This is a genomic window from Sphingobacterium phlebotomi (genome assembly GCF_008180195.1).
GTDB lineage: Bacteria > Bacteroidota > Bacteroidia > Sphingobacteriales > Sphingobacteriaceae > Sphingobacterium > Sphingobacterium phlebotomi.
The window spans coordinates 103,987-118,179 of sequence record NZ_VTAV01000005.1; the positions used below are offsets into that span (position 1 = coordinate 103,987).

At 45.1% G+C, this 14,193-nt stretch carries 11 protein-coding genes; 2 read left to right on the plus strand and 9 right to left on the minus strand.

What is annotated here, in order from left to right; all coding sequences use genetic code 11:
* Window positions 1–103: 103 nt before the first annotated feature.
* On the minus strand, window positions 104–922 hold the full coding sequence (locus FXV77_RS09860) for an AraC family transcriptional regulator (RefSeq protein WP_148919064.1): 819 nt from the start codon (window positions 920–922) through the stop codon (window positions 104–106).
* 30 nt (window positions 923–952) lie between these two features.
* The gene (locus tag FXV77_RS09865) at window positions 953–1,948 is read right to left on the minus strand and encodes an SDR family NAD(P)-dependent oxidoreductase (RefSeq protein WP_148919065.1); all 996 of its coding nucleotides are present in this window, start codon (window positions 1,946–1,948) and stop codon (window positions 953–955) included.
* Between the two features lie 349 nt (window positions 1,949–2,297).
* Between FXV77_RS09865 and FXV77_RS09870 the strand changes: the two genes are divergently transcribed.
* The gene (locus tag FXV77_RS09870) at window positions 2,298–2,906 is read left to right on the plus strand and encodes an RNA polymerase sigma factor (RefSeq protein WP_148919066.1); all 609 of its coding nucleotides are present in this window, start codon (window positions 2,298–2,300) and stop codon (window positions 2,904–2,906) included.
* A 10-nt stretch (window positions 2,907–2,916) separates the two neighbouring features.
* Here the strand turns inward: FXV77_RS09870 and FXV77_RS09875 are convergent, their stop codons facing one another.
* From FXV77_RS09875 to FXV77_RS09900, 6 genes are all read right to left on the minus strand, one after another.
* Complete coding sequence (locus FXV77_RS09875; RefSeq protein WP_187444087.1) at window positions 2,917–4,137, minus strand: metallophosphoesterase family protein; 1,221 nt, start codon at window positions 4,135–4,137, stop codon at window positions 2,917–2,919.
* Between the two features lie 37 nt (window positions 4,138–4,174).
* Window positions 4,175–4,999: an endonuclease/exonuclease/phosphatase family protein gene (locus FXV77_RS09880; RefSeq protein ID WP_187444088.1), complete on the minus strand. Its 825-nt coding sequence runs from the start codon at window positions 4,997–4,999 to the stop codon at window positions 4,175–4,177.
* 86 nt (window positions 5,000–5,085) lie between these two features.
* Window positions 5,086–6,084 (minus strand): BT_3987 domain-containing protein, encoded by a 999-nt coding sequence (locus tag FXV77_RS09885; protein WP_148919069.1) that lies wholly within the window; start codon window positions 6,082–6,084, stop codon window positions 5,086–5,088.
* 18 nt (window positions 6,085–6,102) lie between these two features.
* Window positions 6,103–7,959, minus strand: coding sequence for a RagB/SusD family nutrient uptake outer membrane protein (locus tag FXV77_RS09890; RefSeq protein WP_148919070.1), 1,857 nt, complete (start codon window positions 7,957–7,959; stop codon window positions 6,103–6,105).
* Between the two features lie 19 nt (window positions 7,960–7,978).
* On the minus strand, window positions 7,979–11,302 hold the full coding sequence (locus FXV77_RS09895) for a SusC/RagA family TonB-linked outer membrane protein (RefSeq protein WP_246162395.1): 3,324 nt from the start codon (window positions 11,300–11,302) through the stop codon (window positions 7,979–7,981).
* A 251-nt stretch (window positions 11,303–11,553) separates the two neighbouring features.
* On the minus strand, window positions 11,554–12,660 hold the full coding sequence (locus FXV77_RS09900) for a FecR family protein (protein ID WP_148919072.1): 1,107 nt from the start codon (window positions 12,658–12,660) through the stop codon (window positions 11,554–11,556).
* A 120-nt stretch (window positions 12,661–12,780) separates the two neighbouring features.
* Between FXV77_RS09900 and FXV77_RS22515 the strand changes: the two genes are divergently transcribed.
* The gene (locus FXV77_RS22515; protein WP_148919073.1) at window positions 12,781–12,912 is read left to right on the plus strand and encodes a zinc-dependent peptidase; all 132 of its coding nucleotides are present in this window, start codon (window positions 12,781–12,783) and stop codon (window positions 12,910–12,912) included.
* A 117-nt stretch (window positions 12,913–13,029) separates the two neighbouring features.
* On the opposite strand, the gene FXV77_RS09910 is transcribed toward FXV77_RS22515, so the two are convergent.
* Window positions 13,030–14,172, minus strand: coding sequence for an AhpC/TSA family protein (locus FXV77_RS09910; RefSeq protein WP_148919074.1), 1,143 nt, complete (start codon window positions 14,170–14,172; stop codon window positions 13,030–13,032).
* Between the last annotated feature and the right edge of the window lie 21 nt (window positions 14,173–14,193).

Below are 14,193 nucleotides of genomic sequence, written 5' to 3' on the forward strand. Positions count from 1 at the left end.
AAATGTTTATTAATGAGTATTATAATTTTTGTTTAGTACGTTTTGTTTGTAACAAAAGCGTCACATGCAACTAGTTTAATTATGTAGCGGTGTTTAGTTATTATCAGCGACCTTCCCGTTGAGTAAGCAACGCCGTTGGGGCATACCCAAATTGTTTCTTGAAGGCAAACGAAAAATGCGATAGATTTTCAAAACCTGTTTCGTAACAAACATCAATGGGTTTACTTTTTCGCTCGGAAAGTTGGTAATGTGCCAGTTCCAATCGTTTTTGTGTGAGCCACCGCTGCGGTGTCGTGTTAAATGCTTTTGCAAAATCACGCTTAAAAGTGGTCAGGCTTCTGCCGGTTAAATAACTAAACTTCTCTAAAGGCATATTGAACATATAGTTCTTTTCCATAAAGCTTATTAAATTCACCTTATACGGCGCGTCAAAATTTGCCAGCACACCGTCGATCTCCATGTCAATTACCCGCAGGATACTAATTGCTTCCATAATTTTTAGCGAAGCAATGTCCTTCGGAAAGTTATCCTGCAGCTCAAAATAGGGTATCAGTGAAGCCAGGCAACTTTGTAGTATGGGATGTTGGAGAAAACGCACTGCTCTCCTCGGAGCCGTTGTTACTGCTATCTCTATCTTGGCATAATAGTTCCGAAGTCTTTCGGTAGACAGGTGCATGGCAACTGCTTTGTGCGGCAATCCATCTTTTGGTGTATTGATAATCGTCGCCAACTGGTTCCGGTGAATTAAAAAAACGCTACCCGCCTCAAAAGTTAGATTTTCGTGTGCTTGCACAATTTTCGTTTGGCCGGAAATCAACCACACAAGCAAATGGTCATCAAACGCCGCTTCCGTTCTAAACAGTTTTCCCTCATAACAGGAGAGTTTGATTTCCGGGCTAATATAATTTACGTGATAGTCCATATTGTTTGTGTGGTCATAAAATTACAAATATCAGTCAAAATCGAAAAATACCCCGGTAGATTTTTCAGCCCACACCCACAAACGTTTTGCATTTGTTTCATCCAGAGAGTAGGGTTTTACACCGCCGATAATTGTTGTGTCTTCCCTTAGACTGGCCACGTCTACATTTTCACAATATAGCCCGCCAATTTCATTTAGCAACGGACTTGTGGCACACCACACGGTAGTAGCAGCACCTTGCGGAATGGTTTTGAGCGATGCCGCAACCTCAGGTAAAATATTTCCGTCTGCATCGCTGTATCCTAATTTCTGAAACAGATCGAGTGGAGCCTCTCTGGATAATTCTGTTCCGCCTACTGAACCGGGACATAATGAATATGCGCTGATACCAAACTTTTTTGCACAATTGTCCAGTTCAACCGAAAATAGGTTGACAGCGGTTTTTGACTGTCCGTAACCAAGCAGTGTTTCGTATTCCCGGTTTTCAAAATTTGGATCGTCAAAATCAAAATCAGCAAACTGATGGCCGCCCGAAGATACGTTGACCACCCTTGCGCCATTGGCCTTTTTAAGTGCAGCCAAAAGTCTTGCGGTCAATTGAAACTGTGCCAGATAATTAGTTGCCAGTTGCGATTCGATACCACGATTGTCCCGGCGTAGCGGCACCCACATGATACCGGCGTTGTTGATGAGCAGATGAAGTGGCCTGCCGGAAGCAATAAACTTTTCGGCAAATGCATCAATAGATGCCGGGTCCATCAAATCCATTTCTTCTATTTCCGTACGTGCAATACCTTTCAGATTACGCTTAGCCTTTTCTACATCTCTTGCAGGAACGATCACGGTTGCTCCTGCCTGTGCCAATGTTTTGGTCGTTTCCAGACCGATACCGGTATTGCCTCCGGTTACAATAGCGATTTTTCCCGTCAGATCAATTCCTTTGATTACCTCTGCTGAAGTTGATTTTGCGTGGAAGCCTGAACCGATCGGTTGTTGTAATGCTCCCTGATAATTATGCTGTTCCATCTCTTTAATTTTTTATTGTTATTGATGAAACAAAGGTAGGCAGGCCACGAAAAATTCATTTTGTTTAAACGTCCGAAGTTACTTTGTTTAAAAGGCCATGTATAATTTCAATGTCGATACTGGCGAACACACTACTACATATGATATCCGGAAGTCTAATACATGTCAATGTAGATACGCTTTATTGATCTATGTAATCTTCGGCTGGTGGGTGGCTTAACATCTGCCGAAAAATATCATTTATCGTTTTTTTTTGTATCTTCGAAAGCAATTTATAAACTGCTTCATTATTTAATGATAAATTAACACGCTAACCGTTACATTTGTCCATGCAACCGGTTCAAGGAAGATGATTACAAGGAAGAACATATCGAGAGAGACATTGTTAAAGCTTAAAAGCGGGGATGCGAAAGCCTTTGTTGAGATATATGATGCCTATCATAAGGGTATTTTCCTTTTCATTCACAAATATCTGCGAGACGATATGTCGACAGAAGATATTGTGCACGAAGTCTTCATGAAAATATGGGAAATAAAAGAAAGGATAGACCCTGATAAATCATTTATAGCTTATATGTACCGTATTGCTAGAAACGCTACCTATAAGGAATTAAAAAAGCGCTTGGAACATGCTTCATTGGATATTTTCGAAAGTGAAGGAACCGAACCTTTAGCGACGGAATCTTTGGAAGAGTCGTACCAAGCAAAAGAGTATGACCTGCTTCTTGATCATGCGGTAAAGTCTTTACCTCCTCAACGACAGAAGGTGTTTGTATTATGCCGTCAGGAAGGAAAGACTTACGAGGAAGTTGCGAATCAGTTGTGTATTTCGCCGTATACGGTGAAAGAGCACATGTCATTAGCCATGAAATCTATTCAGGATTATATGGGAAAGAAAGCTGGTCTATCTATTTCCCGTACAGCCTTTATTTGCGCGTTAGCAATGGGTATGTTATAGCGCCGATATATCAACGTTTCTTTTTCGAAAGCGCAACTGTTCCAACATTGCTGCCGTCGTCTTTAATCATATTGATCGTTAAGCTCTTTCGGTCGGCAGCGACATGCGTCATCGTACGGTTTCCTTCTTTTGGACTCCCTCCAATTACGATATGGTACGTATGATCCGGCTGAGGCTTGTATATGCCATAGCGATGCGTATGACCCGAAAGCACGACGTCTACTTGATATTTGTCAAATAACGGAGAAAAAAGTTCCCGACAATGCAGGGTACCATGCCAGTCCCCGGAATGGAAAGGAGGGATATGCATCACCACGACTTTGAATGGTGCTTGCTGATAGTCTTTTGTTTGCATAACCTGTTCCAACCACGTCGCTTGTTCCTTACGATAGTTATCGTAGTCTACAATTCCCGCGTAAACGGGTTCGTCATCGGGTTTGTCTTCTCCGGTATCCAGCATAATCCAAAAGATAGGGCCTTGTCGAAAAGCCTGGTAGTACTTCCCCTCGAGATAGTCAAAATATTGTTTTAAATTACGTGCAAACCGTCCTCTGGTTTCATGATTTCCACGGTTTAAAACAAATGGCTTTTCACTCGCAAATAATTCAGTGCAGGGGTGAAGTAGATGCTCAATAACCTGTTTTTCGTCGGTTTGGTAGTTGAATAGGTCACCATTTAAAACGACGAATTCATAGGGGAGTTGATGCGCAAGCCGAAACATAGTGGCATAGGATTCTGGTCGATCATGAATGTCGTTAAGGACAAGAGCGCTCACGGTATCTGCATCAGTTTTTGGTGTCCTAAAGGTGTATATCTCGCTTTTTATTTCTTCACCGTATTCGAGTTTGTAAGGCGCAAAAGAGATGATTTCCTTCGAAATAACCTGGTAGTAGTATACGGTATCGGGCTGGAGATCAGCTATACGTATACTGGAAAGCGTATTGTTGGCTTGGACCATGCCGTCTTCCACAGCATGTGCCTTATCAGACAGTTGTTCTTTGCCATACATTATCCACGTATAGGCTGGCCGTGATGTAATACTCAACAGCGACACGCCGGTTGGTGTAAGTGCCTGCAGGTAAGGGGGGATTATAAATTGATGGGGTGTGGGTGTGGTGGCACTGCGTGTGGCGGTAGCGGGGATGCTCCCAAAAGCGTGTGCTGTTGCTAAGCTAGTGGTGCCGGTGGCAAGTGCGGCTAGAAATTGGCGTCTATTGGAAATCTTTGACATGGTCATACTTTTTATGGATGAAGGAAGAAATGAATTTTTAATGCAATTTAAAAGTAGAAATAACGGGAAAGTGATCCGATTCACTGTATGCGCGTGTGTCAACGGTATAAGATTGTATGGAAAGTCCCGTAATCGGCGCGTACATGATGTAATCGATCACACTGCGGGGGTTATCTGTTGAAAATGTAAACTGTGAGCAGTTATTATTGAAACACCCCAACGTAAGATGTTGTCGAAGTATACCGATTGTTTCGGAATTGGGCAAAGCATTAAAATCAGCACCTACAATGACGGGTTTCTTGTATTCCTTAAGGATAGTAACAAAGTCTCTGGCCTGCTTTAGGCGGTTCGCCTCATTGCTGAGGTGATCAAAATGGGTACTAATGAAATAGAATTCCTTCCCTTCTTTTTCTACCGTTACTCTTGCTACGGAGCGGATCTCACCGGGAAGCTCGGCTGTTACACCAAGATTATAGGCTTTCGTCTCTTTAATGGGAAGCTTAGACAATACGGCATCACCATATTCGCCGCCATGACGCGGCTCTGCAAGTGCAAAGAAATGCGACATGCCTGTGAGGTCAGCCAGTTCTTTGGCTACGTCGCCGACTGGCTGTCCGTTGCGGGTCGTGAATCGGTCCACTTCTTGTAAGGCCACAAGGTCAGGATCGTGTTTTTTTATCACTTCTGCAATTTCTTGAAGTTGAGGGGTGTGTAAACCACCTTGTCTGGCCCCCCAGATATTATACGTCATGGTTTTTACCAAAACAGCATCGTCATCAGGCGTGGTGTCATCAGGTGTGTCTGCACTTTTACCGCAGGAGGTCAAGAAGAGAATACAAGTAAGAAAACGGATTAATTTCATTATCGTGTTATGGTTTTTAAAGGATTCATGCTTAAGGTATTGACTGCTATTAAGTGAAGCGTAATAGCAGTCAATATTCATCTGTTCTAAAAGGCTTCGATCTCTGCGATTGCACTGGTATCTCCATTATTACTGTGGCTGTTGATCACTGTAATCCTGAAATACCTGCCTTTGATGTTTTGCTCAAAATATAACGTGAACTCGGGGGTGGGGGTTGGCTCGAGTGCAGTGGAATAGATACCTGCCGATTCCCAAACAGAACCATCCTCGCTTACTTCGACGTTCACCAATCGTGGAAAAAGATAGAAGTTGTGGTTCATGTTATCTGGATTCGTTCCCAATCGACCAAATAGCTCTACGCCGTGCAGCGTTTGGCTAACGCCCATATCTATGCTGATATGATGCGGATGGACCGGACGTTGATTGTTCGCATCCCGCCGCCATTTCGTTAGCCAGTGTGTGCTGTTATCGCCATCGATTGCCTTCCAGGCCGGTCCTTCATCATTGACGTCTTCTTCAGACGAAAAGTCATGTATTTCCCAGTCATCTTTGGCGTAGGGGGTATAAGGATTGGTAACATAACCGCCATTTACGACATAATAGGTCGTCCGCTTGGACTCTTCGATAGGCACGTTTCCGGTAGCTGATTTGATTGAAATCGGAACGAGGACAGGGCGAGTACCACCGAAATACAAGGGATTTACCTCCAAATATATGGAATTACTCCCTGTTTTCCCGACGGGGATCGTGACGGTGTTTTGAGATATCCGATAGCTGTCTTCAGGGGCTATTTGATAGTTGGTGCCGTTTTGGGCATTGAAGGTCTCTACTAATTCTGGCGCCACCTCGAAGGTGATTTCCAGATCTTGTGTAAGTTGGTTAAAACCACCGTAGCCGGCACCGAAAGGTATTTGGTGCCATTCGTCGGTAATATCGTAGGTTTTTTCAATTGATGTTTCGCTTGCGGATGACATGAAGACACGGGAATACCGCGCGCTGTCTTCTATGTTGAGCGATTGGGGTTCGCAAGAGAATAAAAGTGAACCCATTCCAATAATAACTATATTTCTTATTGTTTTTGTCATGACATGATTATTTATGGATTACCAACCTGGATTCTGTACACAATTGGGGTTACGCTCCACCTCGCGTTGCGGTATGGGGAACAGGTAGAATGCTCTTCTGAATACCCTACTTTCAAAGGCTGTCCGTTGGAAAAAATTCGGATCGCTATTCGAGGTTCCTCCATCTACGTTCATGCCATAAAAAGGTCCTGCATCGGTCTGTTCTGCAATTTTCCATCTTCGGGTGTCAAAATAGCGTAGGTGCTCCATCGTGAGTTCGATCCGTCGCTCTGTACGGATTTCCTGACGCATTTCAGCCTGACCGGGATCACCCGCCAATGCCGGAATACCACCTCTTTCCCTGATCTGATTTAGGTATTTCAATACGTCAGGATTGCCGGCGTCATATTCATTCAGTGCTTCTACATAGTTGAGCAGAACTTCGGCGTAACGCATCATGACATAAGACCGTTGTGCACAGGTTTGGCGTGGGTCGTAGGTTGGTGACACATTCTTACGAAAAAGATAGCCGGTCTCCGAGTAATCATGCGATCCGCCTTTTCCCGATTCACCGGTTAAATATAATTGTATTTCGCGTGCACCGAGACCAGAGGTCGTATTGATCCAATCGCTACCACTGTACGTGACGGTTGCATAAAAGCGTGGTTCGCGATTGATATACATATGGTATGTGCTGACACTGCGCGTAGCTCCGGGTGCGCGGAAAGAGCTAAATCCCGTTTCGCTGTATCCAGATGCGGTATTGATAATCGGCTCGCCATTACTGTTGTACCCTGTAATGGGAATGGCACCATTAGCCATGCGGTAGGTGTCTACCAATTGTTGGGTTGGCCCCATACTGGCGTACCCACTTGCTAACCGAGGAGTACACGACCGTTGATAACTGCACAAACCGTTGGAATTTCGAGCCATGATCCATTCGATATTCCAGGAATCCAGAAATACATCACGGTAGGATTGAAAGGCATTGATCTCTCCGTTTTGCATTACTTTGTATAGCCCTAATTGGCCAGATGATTCTGCATAATCGATCACGTCTTTGGCTGCTGTAGCTGCTCTTTGCCATTTGGATATATCGTTCGTCGTGTTCATGAGCGGGGTGCCATCCGGATTCGTAAATCCAGCATAGTCGCTATTACCGTTGAATAGGGGGCTCGCGGCATAAAGCAAGAGTCGGCTTTTGACGGCTTTGCACAAAATCTGACTGGCCCGGCCAAAATCAGCGACCATATCCTGCTGGTTGATATAATGAACGGGAAGGTCTTGTGCGGCAAGATCCAGTTCACTGACTATGTAATCTACGCAAACGTCAAAGGGGGACCGTGGTATTTGCATGACCGGATCGTCCGTCGGTAGATCAGGCGCAATTTCTTCATCGCCCAGTAGAATCACAGGTCCGTACTGTTTTAATAACTCGGCATAGAAAAAAGCACGGAGAAATCGGGCTTCGGCTTTACGCTGACGGATGAGTGCCTCTCCCTCTCTTTCTAAGAGTATTTGTTCGTTGCCGTCAATATTATTGATAAAGGTGGTCGCCGATCGAATGCCTTTATAGTAATGCTCCCAAAAATTCCAGTAATTTGAAGCGGCATTCCAATTTCCTAGATTGACGCGGAATGGCGTGTTGCGTTGCGACACATCGGCATCATCGGAGATAACGTCCCACGGCGTGCTATTGGTGCGGTGTGCTTCGTCCCGGATTTGATTGTAGACTCCCGCCAGCCACTCCTCGGAGAGATCGCGCCGGTTGAAAATCTCCTCGATGGTGAGGATATCGTCTGGGACTTGGTCAAAAAAGTCCTTATTGCAGGCGCTGGTATATAAGATCGCAGCAACCAAGAGTAACTTCGTGAAGGTGTTTTTTATTTTTTTCATTCTCTTTAAGATCAGGAAATTAAAAGTCTAGTGTAAAACCGAGGGTATACGAGGCGGTTAGTGGATACCGGGTACCGCGCCCTTCCGGCAGTTCAACATCCCAAAACTTGAATGGACTCCACGTGACGAGATTGTAGCCGGCGAAGAAGATATTGGCGTTGTCGATTTTAGCACGTTCTACCCAGCTTTTGGGTAGTGTATAAGTAAATTGCAACGTTTTTAGTCTAACATACCGGCCGTTTTTGACCCACCAGTTGCTCTCGACAAAGTTATTGTTCGGATTCCCGTCACTCAATCGAGGATAAAAAGCATCTTGTCGGGGGTTTTCTATCGTCCACCGATCTTCGATGTTGCCGAGCAGGTTACCCCGGTTCAAGCCCTGCTGGAAAGGCATCAATCCTTCGCCATTCATGCGGATATCCACATTGCCCACACCTTGGAAGAGTGCTGATAGGGAAAGCGCTTTGTAGCCGATGGTAAATCCAGCACCATAAACCCACTCGGGAATCGTACCATAGCCGTAGGGTATTTTATCGAAGTCGTCGATGATGCCGTCACCGTTGACATCTTGAAAACGGATATCGCCAGGACGAACTGTGCCGGGATGCAACGGACCGTTATCGATCTCCTCTTGATTTTCAAATAAACCTGTTGCTACGAAACCAAAGCGTTGCCCAACTTTGCGACCTCGCTGATCTAACCACGGGTACATCGGTGTGGGTTGGTCGTTCTCGACAATGAGGTTCCGGGTATACGTGAGGTTTCCCATAAGTTGTAATCGCAGTTCATTGAATTGTTTATTAAACGTGACGTTGGCATCAAAGCCTTTGTTGTCTATAATGCCCAGATTACCTAGTGGTAGGGTTTGTAGACCTAAGTAGGCGGGTACTGCACCACGCTGTAAAAAGATGCCTTCGCGTCGTTCTTTGAAGAAATCAAGTTGAAAGTTTAACGCGTTGTTTAAGACTTGCAGGTCTAGACCAAGATTGGATTTGGTAGCTGTTTCCCAAGTTACATTCACGCCATAGTCGCCTATGTTGTGTGAACGTAAAAAGGCATCATTTCCTCTATCGCGACCAAATAGGTAGCCGCCGCTACTGGAGGTGGATATGGTAGATAGGTAAGCGAAACGCCTGCCGGTAATTTGACTGTTCCCTACTTTACCGTGTGAAAAACGGAGCTTAAATAGATTAACTGCGTCTTTCAAAGGCTCAAAGAAGGGTTCTTCGCTCAGTACCCAAGCGACACCTCCTGAGGGAAAAAAGCCGAAACGGTGATCGGGAGCAAAATTTTCGGAACCATTGTAACCAAAATTGGCATCAATAAAATAGCGGTTGTCATAGCCATAAGTAGCTCGCCCCGCCAGACCGAGAAACCGATAGGGAAGAGAAGCGGTCAGATCTCCTGCTTGGGAGTTAAGTTCGTCGCTTTGGTTGTATAACAACATCCCCGTGACATCGTGTTTGCCAAAGGACTTATTATAGTTTAACGCACCTTCCCAATAAATCGTACGTGTACCTTCACTGGATCTGTTAAAGGATAGAAAGCGATCGCCGCGGTAAGTCTCCTCGTATAGCATGCTGCCGTCGGTATCACGGCCGGTTGCAATAAAAGTATCGGGTCGGCGTGTACGCCTCATGGATGTATAGTTATAGACATCAAAGGAGAACATGGCGGTTGCGGAAAGACCATCGGTAATAAAGGGAAGATCTTGCGTAGCGCGTAAATTGGAGAAGAGTTGGTTGCGCCACTGATTCGCGTATCCGGTCTGGGTAATCAATGCATATGGATTTTGCAATGATCCAGAACGCTGATCAGCAATTTTTCCGTCTTCGTACATCACCGGATGTACCACGGGAGTCATGTACCATAGGCCCTCCACTATGTTGTCTTGAGTCGTTCCTGGTATATTGATGTTGAGCAAATGACCGTTAATACCTAATTCCACCTTCGTTGTGTTGCTGGCTTGTACGGTGAGGTTACTGCTTAGATTGTAACGCGATCGGCGCGATCTGTTGTCATAATCGGCATCACCTTGCTTATATAAACCCAGTTCGTCTAAGTAACTCACGCCAACGTAATAGTTGGTTCGGTCCGACCCGCCGTTGATGTTCATGTTGCCTCTGCGCTGATAGCCCCATTTGTTAAATGTCGCAGCGGCCCAATCCACGTTGGGATAAAGATAGGGATCGGTACCTTCAGCGGTCATACGGATGACGTCATCGCTGTATATCGGTGCAGCCCCACGGTTTGTCAGGGCTTCGTTCGACATGCGCATAAAGGTCGCACCGTCCGCGAACTCAGGCATCTGGGTAAAGGTTGTAAGTCCGTCGTAATATCGGAATCCGAACTTTGGCTTCCCCGGAGTACCTTTTTTGGTGGTTATAAGCACTACGCCATTCGCACCTCTCACGCCGTAGACAGCTGTGGCAGCCGCGTCTTTTAGTATGGTAAAATTTTCTATGTCTTCCGGGTCGATATTTGCCATGTCTCGTGGGACACCATCGACCAGTACAAGTGGGCGACTCAGCCCCTGACTGAAGGTCGATATGCCGCGAATAAATACGTCTGAGTTGTCAAATCCGGGTTCGCCACTGCGTTGTACAGCAACTACACCCGCCAATCGTCCGGCTAGTACATTTGTTAGGTTCGCGGCGGGGACTTGTAATTCACTGGGATTCACGCTGGATTGGGCGCCTACGAGACTGATTTTCTTTTGTGTGCCGAAGCCGACTACCACAACTTCATCAATGCCAGATTCAGTAGGGGTAAGTACCACGTCGATGACTTGCTGGTTTCCAATGGACTGCTCGTGTGATTTATATCCTACGGAAGCAAATACCAATACAGCATATGGAGGTACGGATAAAATATACCGCCCATTAAGATCTGTCGTCGTTCCGATCTGCGGTCTATCTTTTACGGACACCGAAACCCCGGCCATGACATTTCCGGTACTGTCCCGGACTGTCCCGCGTACTTCGACGTTGCTTTGAGCGTAGAGGGTTTTTATATCTGCATTTCGTGGTATTTCCTTCAGGACTACAAAACCGTCTTTTACTTCATAATACAAAGCGTGCGGCGTAAGGATTTCTTTCAATATGTCCCGTACTTTTTTATTGCCATTGTACGTAACGCGTGCGTCATTAGGTAACTGCGAAGAACGGTAGGCGAGTGGAAGTCCTGTTTTAGTCTGGAGTTCTTCCAATGCTTTGCTCAAAGGTATGCCGGGGAAAGAAACTTTTGTCTTGTTCTCTAATTCGGCCTGACCAAAACTGGGATGAGAAGCGGATACCAGCGTGATGGTGAATGTAAGGGCAGCTACTAAGCTCGTAATACGCATAATTTTCCCGAATTTAAATCTGCTTCTAATTCGTAATTTTTTTTGCATTTTTGTTAAACTGAAAAATGGGTTAAACAATGTTTGATTCGTTTCACAGCAAGACAGTAAGTTTCTCAGGCTTTGGTTGTCTTGTTGGATCCAGTACAATGCGGGGGAGTATTCGATGAATATTCTCCCGTTTTAGGCTTGGGATTAAGGAGGAATGATTTCTTTTCTCATATAGGTATTATTGAGTTACTACGTTTTTTTGCCTATTGGCATTTTGATCCGGATATGAGCAGTCCGTTCTCGATCGTCTTAATCTGTCCATCGCGGATTAGTCGTACTAGACCATTCAGTGCTTCATCTAAGGTCTTCTTATTTGCCGCTAGCGTAATTTTGCATCCTGATAGCGCCGGATCAATTGTTATCTCTTTGCCATAAAACCGCTCTAATTGCTGTACGACAAGCTCCAAAGACTGGTCGTAGAATGCGAGGTCTTTGTGCATCCAGTTATTGATGTTGGAGACGTTCGTTTTACTTAATCCCGTATGTTCTCCAATACCAGCTTTTTCAAATGGTCCGAGTGCAACTGTAGGGGGGCTGAGGTGTTCGGTTTCTACTTTGGAGAGTTTGGGAGAGTGTACCTCTTGTTTGGTGTCGGACTGCGCAAGATGAAGCCATACTTCAGGTAAGGTATGTAAGCTTTTCGATACACTATTTTCATCAATCTGCATCACTTGTACTTTACCCTCGCGTACGGTAACCGACTGCTCTAATTCGGTGTCGACATTGAACGAAGTACCTAAAACTCGAATACTGAAATCTCGGGTGACCACAAAGAAGGGCCTGCTCGAATCGGGTGCTACGTCGAAGAAAGCCTCTCCACTCAGTTTGATAATGCGGTAGCCCAATGAGGTCATGTTTTTCGGAATCTGTACGGTTGCACCGCCGTTGATGAAAATCACAGAGCCGTCAGACAGTTCTATTTTCTTCTGTTCCCCGAATGTCGTCCGCATTGTTTGCCATTCTACGTCTGGATCTTGTGTATACATATGATTAGACCACCAGCCAATAACGAGCAAAAGTATGGTGGCGACCATTCCTCTAAACCATGCACGTTGGAGGATTGGCTTAATGGATACCACAGGAGATATTTCTTTTAGGAGACGATTTCGCATATGCTCTGAAGTGGTTTCTGGCACAATGGATGCAGCACGTAAGCTGTCGCTGAAAGACTGCTTCATATCTTCGAATAATGTTTCTTTGCCTTCTTCGCTTTTGATATATGCAGCGAGTTCCCTATGCTCGCTTTTATTTAATAGGCCGGATTTATATTTCGCTAGGAGATACTCTATCCGATCTTGGTGTTTCGCCATCGTGATCGTATTTTGACTGTCCGTTTACTAGTATATATCCAAAAATCACAAGACCGGGGGGATCATGTAAGTTATTTTTTGTTCATATTTCGTACTTTGTAAAAAATATGAACAAATTCCATGAATGACTCTTCTTATTTCATTGTCGCGAATAAGATATCCGAGAATATGCGGGCACCAGCCTTGCTAAAAGAGGATCATCCGAAGTTATACCGTATGTTGGATCATATCTATGGTGGATCGGAAGTCTAACGGAAGATATTGGGGAGTTACTTGTATACCACTAAAGTACGGTGATGGTTGTCTCGCAAAGACAAAAAAAGCCCAGCGTATAACCCTGGGCTTTCTTTCTATGTATAATTACTGATCTTAAAGTGCAAATATTTTTGCGAGCTCTTCTTCTACTTTTTCGCCGCGAAGGTTGACGGCTACAATAGTTCCGGTGGGATCAATCAAATAGTTTTGCGGGATGCCGCGTACACCATACAACACAGCAGCTTCGTTGCTCCAGCCTTTTAGATCGGCCACGTGTATCCACGGTAAACCATCCTGTTCGATGGCTTTTAGCCAAGCAGCCTTACCTTTGCTGTCGTCCAGGGAGACGCCCATAATTTCCAATCCTTTGGCATGGTATTTTTCGTAAGCTTTCACCAGATGCGGGTTTTCCGCACGGCAAGGTGCACACCAGCTAGCCCAAAAATCAATCAACAGGTACTTGCCCAAGAAATCGGAGGCTTTGATCACCTTGCCGTTTACATCCGGTTGGGCAAAATCAGGTGCTTTCGCACCAACCTTAATGGTTTTATCGGCTAATATCCTCGCCTCTAGTTCCCGTGCAGCGCTCAATTGTCTTACTTCTTTTGACAGCTTTTGGAATACCGGTTCTATTTCGGAGAGTTTTCTTTTGTTGGCCACATCTTTCAGCGCGTCGATCGAAAAGATAGATTGGGGATTGTTTTTGGCAAACGTAAATTCTTTTTCGCGCCGCTGATCAAACTTGGCGTCGTATTTTTTTCGTATTGCTAAATACTGCGCGTCTTTATCGGGTGCATTTTGATCTACGCCGGAAAACTCCTTATTGGCCGCGTCGATGATATCCATAAACCCGCCGCCGATTTCTTTTTCGTAGGCGGTGTACGCCTCGTGTGTGGCGGACCCTGTAATGTTGGCTGTCCGCAATGAATCTGTAATCGCCATCTTATAGGTTTCGTTTGCGAGATAGAAGTAAAGCCGATCACCATCGTTCTGGACCATCATCTTCCCTTTACCTTCAGGGTCAAATACCATACGCGAATAGTTGGGTTCATTTACCACCCCACTAAAGGAAAAGGTACCATTTTGGATGGTTGCCGAGTCAGCTATGCTAAGGCCATCCTGCGTGTAGTCGAGGTAGACTTTTTTTCCGTCGAAATTTTGTGGCGCCGTGCCTTGCAGTTGGAATCCATTCTCTTGCGCCTGTATAGCAAGCGGAGAGAGGAGTACTAACGCTGCTGTTAATTTTAAGATATCCATATATATTGTTTTAGTATTTTT

Excerpts from the sequence above, each read along its gene's own strand:
- FXV77_RS09870 (WP_148919066.1), top strand. The coding sequence starts at position 2,298 with ATGATTACAAGGAAGAACATATCGAGAGAGACATTGTTAAAGCTTAAA.
- FXV77_RS09875 (WP_187444087.1), bottom strand. The coding sequence starts at position 4,137 with ATGTCAAAGATTTCCAATAGACGCCAATTTCTAGCCGCACTTGCCACC.
- FXV77_RS09910 (WP_148919074.1), bottom strand. The coding sequence starts at position 14,172 with ATGGATATCTTAAAATTAACAGCAGCGTTAGTACTCCTCTCTCCGCTT.
- FXV77_RS09860 (WP_148919064.1), bottom strand. The coding sequence starts at position 922 with ATGGACTATCACGTAAATTATATTAGCCCGGAAATCAAACTCTCCTGT.
- FXV77_RS22515 (WP_148919073.1), top strand. The coding sequence starts at position 12,781 with ATGAATGACTCTTCTTATTTCATTGTCGCGAATAAGATATCCGAGAAT.
- FXV77_RS09885 (WP_148919069.1), bottom strand. The coding sequence starts at position 6,084 with ATGACAAAAACAATAAGAAATATAGTTATTATTGGAATGGGTTCACTT.
- FXV77_RS09900 (WP_148919072.1), bottom strand. The coding sequence starts at position 12,660 with ATGGCGAAACACCAAGATCGGATAGAGTATCTCCTAGCGAAATATAAA.
- FXV77_RS09880 (WP_187444088.1), bottom strand. The coding sequence starts at position 4,999 with ATGAAATTAATCCGTTTTCTTACTTGTATTCTCTTCTTGACCTCCTGC.
- FXV77_RS09865 (WP_148919065.1), bottom strand. The coding sequence starts at position 1,948 with ATGGAACAGCATAATTATCAGGGAGCATTACAACAACCGATCGGTTCA.
- FXV77_RS09895 (WP_246162395.1), bottom strand. The coding sequence starts at position 11,302 with ATGCGTATTACGAGCTTAGTAGCTGCCCTTACATTCACCATCACGCTG.
- FXV77_RS09890 (WP_148919070.1), bottom strand. The coding sequence starts at position 7,959 with ATGAAAAAAATAAAAAACACCTTCACGAAGTTACTCTTGGTTGCTGCG.